Genomic DNA, 1,318 nt, shown 5'->3' on the forward strand with positions numbered 1-1,318 from the left:
TTCTTGAATGGATATATTTCCAAAACTATTCACCAACAAGTTAAATTGGACATAATAGGCTTTTAATGTTTGTTGAGAATATCCTTGGGTTTGCTTATCTGCCTTATATAAACCCCACACATCAGTTAAGATCATACCTGTTTCTCTCCAATCTATACCATATTAATAGACAGTATAGACAAAAGATGAACTATTATACTAGATTAGTAGATTTTTCATTAAACAATAACATCTCTTAATTAAAGAAGAAAAAGCTGCCTTAAGACAGCTCCGACCTTCAGCTAAAGCACTCTTTGGTTCATATGCAACCTTATAATAGAATTTTAATAGTTCTTGTCTTGAAATGGATTTTTTTCTTTGCTATTTAATCAAAGTCCTTTACTGCTATTGGGTCTAGGTTTCTTAAAAAAAGATCCATTGTTTAACTCTCCTTTTTGGTAAGACACGAAACTTGGATTTAAAGGCAATAGAGTGAGAAAAGAGCATAAGGAAAAACTGTCCCCAACTACGTTGCTGGATTAGGCAAAGTCTAGTGTTTTTGTGGGTACATGAAAAACCATCAATGTCCCTTTCATGTTCCCCTATTTTATTAATTGTTATAAAAAAAGAGAAGGAAACCTTCTCTTTAATTTTTCTTTTTTATTGGTATTCCCGACGAAACTTTGCGATATTGTTCGCAGTTACACCAAAATAGACCCTTTGGGAGCCAAAGGGTCTATCGTTTTTCACTTTTATTGTTTATGTATTATTTTATTCAGCTAAAAAAGGATATGTTCTCTAAGTCCTCTCCCGGTATCGGCCCCACCTACGCCAGATACTATGACAGCCACACATGCCATCCAACCCATTTTCATTATAACAGAAAGCGCTTACATTTCCAATGATTACTAGAAAACAAATTTCGAATCCCTTATGATCATTGGACTTCTTATGTTTCGATTTAGTGTTGCATGGTTGTCCCTCTTAGTTTCTCTGCTTCAAATACGTAATCCGTTATCCTGTAGGTATTCAAGCAGATCCCCTTCTTAATGTTGTTTGTTCCATTAATCCAATTTCATGATACATAGTATCAGACATGATTCCTTTTTCAATGTTCTTATTTATTTCAAAATAAACCCCAGCCAATAATCCTAACGTTAATTTAACGTAAAGGGAACTTTCTTCTTTCTCCATAAGTCACCTCCCAATTAGACATTACACTAGCATACATTGAAAGATTTTAAACATAAATTAACAGCTTGATTTAGAGAAAGCCGCCCCTGTTATCCATGAAAAAGAAACAGATTCTAGCCATAAGCTAGAAAATCACACAGGTATT

General features: G+C 33.9%; 1 protein-coding gene. It reads right to left on the reverse strand.

All coding sequences use genetic code 11. The features are described 5' to 3' along the window. Window positions 1–1,008: 1,008 nt before the first annotated feature. The gene (locus ADA55_RS29935) at window positions 1,009–1,173 is read right to left on the reverse strand and encodes a hypothetical protein (protein ID WP_176702860.1); all 165 of its coding nucleotides are present in this window, start codon (window positions 1,171–1,173) and stop codon (window positions 1,009–1,011) included. Window positions 1,174–1,318 lie beyond the last annotated feature (145 nt).

The sequence above is a fragment of the Bacillus sp. 220_BSPC genome (assembly GCF_001054655.1).
Lineage (GTDB): Bacteria > Bacillota > Bacilli > Bacillales > DSM-1321 > Peribacillus > Peribacillus frigoritolerans.

Coding starts and splice junctions, on each gene's coding strand:
- ADA55_RS29935 (WP_176702860.1), bottom strand. CDS start 1,173: ATGGAGAAAGAAGAAAGTTCCCTTTACGTTAAATTAACGTTAGGATTA.